This is a genomic window from Thalassobacterium maritimum (genome assembly GCF_031127805.1).
Classification (GTDB): Bacteria; Verrucomicrobiota; Verrucomicrobiia; order Opitutales; family Coraliomargaritaceae; genus Thalassobacterium; species Thalassobacterium maritimum.
In genome coordinates, this window is sequence record NZ_JARXHW010000086.1 from 1 (window position 1) to 7,399 (window position 7,399).

5 protein-coding genes are annotated in these 7,399 nt (G+C 54.9%); 3 read left to right on the top strand and 2 right to left on the bottom strand.

What is annotated here, in order from left to right; genetic code table 11:
• Positions 1 to 427: 427 nt before the first annotated feature.
• On the bottom strand, positions 428 to 1,663 hold the full coding sequence (locus tag QEH52_RS18745) for a DUF1501 domain-containing protein (RefSeq protein WP_308952489.1): 1,236 nt from the start codon (positions 1,661 to 1,663) through the stop codon (positions 428 to 430).
• Between the two features lie 76 nt (positions 1,664 to 1,739).
• Entirely contained in the window at positions 1,740 to 3,248 is a 1,509-nt protein-coding gene (locus QEH52_RS18750; RefSeq protein ID WP_308952490.1) for a DUF1800 domain-containing protein, read from the bottom strand.
• Between the two features lie 130 nt (positions 3,249 to 3,378).
• Between QEH52_RS18750 and QEH52_RS18755 the strand changes: the two genes are divergently transcribed.
• Genes QEH52_RS18755 through QEH52_RS18765 form a run of 3 tightly spaced genes read left to right on the top strand, consistent with a single transcriptional unit; the run spans position 3,379 to position 7,278 of the window.
• The gene (locus QEH52_RS18755; RefSeq protein ID WP_308952491.1) at positions 3,379 to 5,250 is read left to right on the top strand and encodes an ABC transporter substrate-binding protein; all 1,872 of its coding nucleotides are present in this window, start codon (positions 3,379 to 3,381) and stop codon (positions 5,248 to 5,250) included.
• The gene (locus QEH52_RS18760) at positions 5,247 to 6,221 is read left to right on the top strand and encodes an ABC transporter permease (protein ID WP_308952492.1); all 975 of its coding nucleotides are present in this window, start codon (positions 5,247 to 5,249) and stop codon (positions 6,219 to 6,221) included. The genes QEH52_RS18755 and QEH52_RS18760 overlap by 4 nt, the downstream gene beginning before the upstream one ends.
• A 1-nt stretch (position 6,222) precedes the next feature.
• Complete coding sequence (locus QEH52_RS18765) at positions 6,223 to 7,278, top strand: ABC transporter permease (RefSeq protein ID WP_308952493.1); 1,056 nt, start codon at positions 6,223 to 6,225, stop codon at positions 7,276 to 7,278.
• The last annotated feature ends 121 nt before the right edge of the window (positions 7,279 to 7,399 follow it).

The following is a 7,399-nucleotide window of genomic DNA, read 5'->3' on the forward strand; positions in this document are numbered from 1 at the left end:
GGCTGAAGCACTCGGCTACGTAAACGCGAACACCGAATGCAGGCAAGGCACTGGACGTGACTGGCGTCACATCGCTACACTTAGTTGGTGCAGAACTTGAGGTAGCGAACTCGCGCTAGCGAGGTCTTGGGGCTGTCGAACGTAGCGCGGAAGTGAATAGAGCTCGGGATGCCTCGCTTGAAGAAAGTCCCATTCGATGTTCAATGTTCGATGTTGGACGTTCGATGTTCAACGTTCCCTGCGGTTGAAGGCTGAATCCAAATGCCGCTACGGAAACCGAGGCTGAAGCACTCGGCTACGTAAACGCGAACACCGAATGCAGGCAAGGCACTGGACGTGACTGGCGTCACATCGCTACACTTGGTTGGTGCAGAATTGGAGGTAGCGAACTCGCGCTAGCGAGGTCTTGGGGCTGTCAAATTATGGCCTACACAAAGGGCACGTGCTCGTATGTCTCCCCTAGGATCTTGCTGGAGTCGGCTTCGAGCCACTTGTCGAGCACACTGCTGTAAACGCTGCGGAAATCGGTGCTGTATTGGAGGTCTTTTTTAACGTCGGTCACGAGCTCGGGGGATTCGCCTAAGAGGCCGCCGTTGACACGTGAGCCCATGACGAAGAGCGGCGCTGCGGTGCCGTGGTCGGTGCCGCCGCTGCCGTTTTCCGCGGGGCGTCGCCCAAACTCGGAAAAGGTCATGGTGATGACTTGCTCATCTTTTTTGTGGGCCTTGAGGTCTTTTTGAAACGCGCTCATGGCAGCTGATAGCTCTGTCAATAGGCGTTGCTGGTTGTTTAATTGGTTGGCGTGTGTGTCGTAGCCACTTTGCGAGACGAAGTAGACGCGTGTCTCTAAGTCCGCATGGATCAGGGCGGCGACACGTTTGAGTGATTGTGCCAGCTTGTTGCCCGGGTAGTTACTTAAGGCTTTGTATTGGGAGATGATCTTCTCGACTCTACGCTCAGTGACGAGGGTATTCATCATGGTGTGCTGTAGGTAGCTGGCATTGCCTTCGATGTGGTCCGCTTGCAGCAGTTTCTCGTAGGCGAGGTCGGCAGGGTCGTTGCCGCGGTCGAAGCGCCCGCGGTGCTTCATGCCGAAGAGCGAGTGAGCTTGCTCGGAGAGATAGGTCTGTGGGATCATGTCGCCCACGTGGATGGCGGTGGGATCGGCGTTGATATCGTCGGCTTCGGGGCTACCTGCGCAGGCGTTGTCAAAATAGCGGCCTAGCCAGCCGTCGTGCTTAAAAGTGTCGGCGTCGCTGGCCGTTTCCCAGATCTCGGTGGAGCGGAAGTGGCTGCGGTTGGGGTTGGGGTAGCCTACATTTTGTACGATTGAGAGATCGCCTTCGCCGTAGAGCTGGTGCAGCTCTTTGCAGGCTGGGTGCAGGGCGAGGTCGTCGTTGAGATGGAGTAGTCCGTGTTTGAGCCCGATGGTGGGGCGCAGGTTGTAATAGCGATCGTCGGTGAAGGGGATGACGGTGTTGAGGCCATCGTTGCCACCGGCCAGCTGAATGATGACCAAGATGCTGCGGTCCCGTTCGGGCGCAGGTGTCTGTGCCATGGCACTGCGGGCCAGAAACGCAGGTGCGGCCCCACTAAATGCCAAGAAGCCGAGGCCGCCGGCTCCGCGGATAAATTCGCGACGTGTGAGGGGTAGGTTTTGCATTTAGGAGTTAGGAGTTAGGAATTAGGAGTTGGGAAAACTGAAAACTTGTGAACCCTGTGCTAGCTAGGCGCGTCCGCTAGCACAGATTATAGGCGGGAGATTGCAGTAGGGCGATAATGGCGTGGCGCACGCGCTGGGCGGCGCCTTCGTCTTGGGTGTCCCCTAAAATGGAGTGGAGTGCGTCGAGGTAGGTCGCGCGTGAGGGGGCGGTGATAAAGTAGGTGGTGAAGTGTTTGGCCAGGTCGTCGGGGGCGAGGCTGAGCACTTGTTCGAGTCGCTCTTGGGTGACGAGGAAGTTGCCACGGCCGGCTTCGCGTGCGTTTTTGAGCGCGAGTTGTTCGTTGGCGTTGAGCTTCTTCTCGTTGAGATTGGCGAAGAGATAGTCGACGAGTTGACGGCGGGCGCTGATGGTGGTGGAATTGATCCAGTGCTCACCGTAAAGCCAGCCGCGGACGTTGGGTGGATTATAGAAGCTCTGTCCCATGGTTGCCATGCTGCGGAGGATGCGTGCTTCCAAAGGGATGACGTCGAGGCGCAGATCTTGGCAAAGTCCGATGTAAAAATGGATCGGGCTTTTGACCATGTTGCCCCTATAGGCGGGGTGAAAGAAGAGGCGGCTTTGGAAGAAGGTCTCGATTAAGTAGCGCAGGCTGAAGTTGTGGCTCGCCCATTGTTCGCCAAGCGCCTCGATGTAGGCTTCGGGCACCGCTTCTTCGGTCAGGTAGAACTTAATGAGCTCTCGTATTAAGAAGGTGCGCGCAGTGGCTTGTTGGAAGGTGATGTCGATGACATCGTCGCCATCCCAATTACCAGTTTCAGCGAATATGGTTTTTGGGGAGGCGTCGTGCAGCTTTTTCTCGAAGTAGAACTCGTAGCGCTTTTTGATGCGATAGCCTGTAAAGGCGCGGGCCGCTTCTTTGATGTCGTCCTCGCTGTAATTGCCTTCGCCGAGGGTGAAGAGCTCGAAAAGTTCGCGTGCGAAGTTCTCGTTGGGCTTGCGGGCGGTGTTTTTGACCAGGTCGAGATAGCGCATCATTGCGGGTTCACGGCTGACTTGTTTACACAGCTCGGGGTAGTCTAAGTGGATGCCGCCTCGCAGGGTTTGTTGCAGTGAAAAGAGCAGCGGAGTGTCGCGGATTGAGTTTTGTTCAACCACGAAGACGTCCTGTAGGAAGACTACGAATTTTTCTTGTGCGCTGTGCTCGGGTTGACGGGCGAATGCGAACCAGTCCATGGCAAAGTCGCGGAAAAGTTGACTCTCCTCGCGCTGCAGTTCTTGGCGCAGGCGCCGTTTTTCTTCTTCGTCTTCGACGTTTTTATAGATATGCACGTGTCGCTCATTAGCTGTGGCTTCGTACTCGCTGAGCGCTGTCGATTTGGGCAAGGGGGTGCCTGGTAAGAAGGCTGCTTGGAGATACGCCTTGGGGGAGTCGCGCAAGGCGGTAGTCACGGCTTCGGGGGTGGCTGAAAATCCGACGCGTCGTAGGAAGTGTTGTGCCTCTTCGATTCGCCAGAAGCTCATTGGGAGGGGCTTCCAGGCATCTTCGACGGCAAAAGTCTGTGGGGTGGGGGCTGGCTGCGACATGGTTTGAGGGAAATAGTAGATCGTTCCAGATGAAAGAAAAGTTTCAATTACTCTCAACAGTTGTTATTGACTGTGAAATAGCTAGAAAAAGCGTTGAACAAAGCTTCCGTGCGGCTTTCGTAGGGGGAGTATGCTACGCTGCTGTTCTTATAGAATACGTTCCTACTCGTCGATTGCGTTTTCCGCGCTGGCGGCAGTCTTGTTGGCGGCTTGTGGCGGGGCCGACGATTCGCCCGGCCGGTCAGTGCGACCAGAGCCCATTGTGCAGCCGATACCAGTCGATGCGGAGGTGGTTGATTTTTCGGTGGGTGAGTTTGGTGCAAACATTATAGAAACGATCGAGGGAGATGTCGCGACGGTGAATCCTTTGGTCAATGAGTCGGTCGGGGGCTCGCTGGTGATTGGGCGGATCTTGGACAGTCTGGTTACGATGGACCCGAAGACGGGCGAAGTGATTCCAAATCTGGCAAAGTCTTGGGAGATTTCTGAGGATAATTTACAATACACCTTTCACTTGCGCAAGGGAGTGCATTGGAGTGATGGCGAGCCGTTTACCGCAGAGGATGTGGTCTTTACCTGGCAAACCTTCTTTGCCAAACAGTCGGACCCGGAGACGGGGGAGGTGATGACGGGCGAGGATGGGCGGCCACTTTATCGCTACAATTCGCGTTCCACCTTTGGGCAGCAAATTAACGGACAGGAGCCGCAGGTTGAAATGCTTGATGACTTTACTGTGCGCTTTACGACGCCTGAAGTGTATGCGCCCTTTCTGCTCTTTGGGGGCGGAGTCGATATTTTGCCCAAGCATATTTTATACGATGCGTATGAAGACGGCACTCTGATGGATCAATGGAGTTTGCAGACTGCGATTGATGAGCCATGGAAGATTGTCGGGTTGAATATGTTCGTGCTAGAAACGTACCGTCCAGGAGAGCGAATGGTCTTTGCTCGGAATCCGAACTATTGGAAAGTGAATACACAAGGGAAGCGCTTACCTTATGTGGACCGAGTGATTTCCAAAATCGTGCCAGATGGCAATAGTAGTAATGTCGCCTTTGCGCAGGGACAGACTGATTTCGAGTCCATTGGTCCTGATAATGTGGCTTGGGTGCGGCGGGGCGAAGAGCGCTTTGATTATACCGTGCTGGACATGGGCCCATCGAGTAGCACCAACTTTATTTGGTTTAATCTCAACCCTGGCAAGAATGCGGAGGGCGAACCTTTTGTAGCGCCGTACAAGTTTGACTGGTTTTCGGACAAGCGCTTCCGCCAGGCCATTTCGTATGGCATCAATCGCGAGGGCATCATTCGCGGCGTCTTTTTTAACCGTGCCGACATTCTAAATGGCTACGTCTCGCCCAAGCGCAAATTTTGGTATAACGACGAGGTGCGCAAATACCCCTATCAAGTAGAACGCTCGCGGGCGCTCTTTCAAGAAATGGGCTTCGAGTATCGCGGTCAGGAACTATTTGATGCTGAAGGGCGTCGGGTCGAGTTCACTTTGATCACCAATTCCAACAACGGGCTACGCGTTGAAATGGCGACTGTATTCAAGGAAAATATGGCTGCGATCGGGGTGGACGTGGAGCTGCAGTTCTTGGACTTCAATACCATCGTAACTAAGATCTCCGATGCCTTCGATTACGAGGCCTGCATGCTTGGGCTAGGCGGAGGCGCCCCGGATCCCTATGCAGGCAAAGACATTTTGATGAGCGGTGGCCGCATGCACTTTTGGTACCCTCAACAGCAAAGCCCTGCAACTGAGTGGGAGGCACGGATCGACGAGCTGATGCGTGAGGTCGGCCGCCATACCGAGGTCGAAGTGCGAAAAGAGTATTTCAACGAGGTGCAGGCGATCCTAGCCGAGCAGCAACCCTTTATCTTTCTCGTCAGTGCCAAGGAATATGCGGGCTATCGTAATCGCTGGCGTAATGTCGAGCCGACTCCGCTGGGCGGGGTTACCTGGAATTTGGAATCACTCTGGTCGGAGGTGAGCGAATGATTGCCTTTATCCTACGTCGCTTGTTGACGCTGATCCCATTGCTATTGGGCATCACTTTATTGGTCTTTTTATTGATGAGCCTTGCACCGGGCGACTTCCTGACGCCGGTCCGAGCGCAGCGCGATGTGCCGGCCGAACTGATCCAAGCGATCCAGACCGAGTTCGGCCTCGATCAGCCTTGGTATGTGCAATACTATAAATGGCTGGGCAATGTGCTGCAGGGCAATCTTGGGCATTCATGGGCTTTTAAAGTGCCTGTGGCGGATTTGATCGGTCAGCGTATTTGGGCGACCTTTTTACTCTCGCTCTGCGCTTTCGTCTTTTCGTGGGCGATCGCCATTCCCCTCGGCGTATTGGCTGCGGTCTACAAAGACTCGATCTTCGACCGGGTCTCAGCGGTATTGGCCTATGCCGCACTCTCGATTCCCGAGTTTTTCCTGGCTCTAGTGCTGGTTTTCTTTGCAGCGCAGACCGGATGGTTCCCACTCGGAGGCGCGACCTCGATTGATTATGACTATCTCAGCTTCGGTGGTAAGATGCTTGATCGGGCGCATCATTTAGTCCTGCCCACGCTGGCACTGGGGATCGGCTCGATCGCCAGTATTATGCGCATCATGCGGGCCAACTTCCTCGACAGCATGCGCGCGGGCTTTGTCGCCACCGCGCGGGCGAAGGGCTTGCGTGAGCGGGTCGTGATGTTTAAGCACGTCCTGCGCAATGCCATCAATCCATTGGTGAGCGCTTTTGGCTTCGCTTTTTCTAGCTTATTGAGCGGTGCCTTGATGGTGGAGATCGTTTTACAATATCCCGGCCTTGGTCAGTTGATGTATCAATCGATTCTACGTGAAGACCAATTCGTGGTGCTGGCCTCGGTGATGCTCGGTTGCAGCATGCTGGTGCTGGGCAACTTGCTGGCCGATATTTTACTCGCGTGGTCTGACCCGCGTATACGTTTGGAGCGCAAAAAGTAAGATGCAGTTACTTTGGAAATTATTTAAAGAAGTCTTCCGTCGTCCACTCGGAATCATATCCGCCAGTGTGCTGATTTTGCTCTATGCCGCGGCGATCTTCGCCGATCTATTGGCACCCTATGCCACCAACGAGCAAGACCTGGAGCGCACATACCATCCCCCCACAGCCATCTTCTTCGGAGAGGGTGGCCTGCGTGTGCAGGCTTACGAACTGGTCGATCCTACCGAGGCACGCTATCAAGCGATCGAGGGGGAGTCTTATCCCTTACAGTTATTTGCGCGTGGTTTTGAATATCGCTTGTTTGGTATCATTCCCACCGATCGACACTTGTTTAAAGTAGCTGACGATGCGGGGCCAGTCTATTTGCTGGGGAGCGATTCCACCGGACGCGACGTCTTTTCGCGCCTCGTCTTCGGCTCGCGGGTCTCGCTCTTCATCGGTCTGCTCGGCATTACTATCACCACCGTGCTCGGCTTTCTGGTGGGGGGGCTCAGCGGTTACTTTGGCGGCCGTGCTGATTTCCTGGCCATGCGCTTTGTCGAGTTTATGATGGCGATGCCGGGCTTGTATCTCTTGCTGGCCTTGCGTTCTGCCCTCGCGCCGCACTTCGCTTCTGATCAAATGTTTTTTGTGATCGTTGTGATCCTCGCGCTGATCGGATGGGCGGGCACCGCACGCATCTTGCGCGGCATGACGCTTTCAATCCGGCAGAACCAATACGTAATGGCGGCCGAAAGTATGGGGCAGTCGCCCTTCGTTATCCTGCGCAAGCATATCTTGCCCAACCTTGTCAGTTATCTGCTGGTGGCGGCGACGCTTTCCATTCCCGGCTATGTGCTCGGCGAGGCCGCGCTGTCTTTTCTCGGGCTTGGCATTCAAGAGCCGTCCGCCTCTTGGGGCTTGATGCTTTCGCAGGCGCAAGATGTGAAAGTGTTTTATCTTAACTTTTGGTGGCTACTGAGCCCAGGCTTCGCCATCTTTGTCACTGTGATCGCCTACAACATGCTCGGCGACGTGCTGCGCGATATTGTGGATCCGAAAATGCAAACCCGGTGAGCAGCCTGCGGCCTGATCACGCCAAATCCCATTCGATGTTGAACGTTGGACGTTCGATGTTGGACGTTCCTCGCTGTTGCAGGCGGAAACTCCAAATGTCCGCTGCGGAAACCGAGGCTGA

Bases quoted from the DNA above. Each gene is read 5' to 3' on its own strand.
- QEH52_RS18745 (WP_308952489.1), bottom strand. From the start codon at position 1,663: ATGCAAAACCTACCCCTCACACGTCGCGAATTTATCCGCGGAGCCGGC.
- QEH52_RS18750 (WP_308952490.1), bottom strand. From the start codon at position 3,248: ATGTCGCAGCCAGCCCCCACCCCACAGACTTTTGCCGTCGAAGATGCC.
- QEH52_RS18755 (WP_308952491.1), top strand. From the start codon at position 3,379: ATGCTACGCTGCTGTTCTTATAGAATACGTTCCTACTCGTCGATTGCG.
- QEH52_RS18760 (WP_308952492.1), top strand. From the start codon at position 5,247: ATGATTGCCTTTATCCTACGTCGCTTGTTGACGCTGATCCCATTGCTA.
- QEH52_RS18765 (WP_308952493.1), top strand. From the start codon at position 6,223: ATGCAGTTACTTTGGAAATTATTTAAAGAAGTCTTCCGTCGTCCACTC.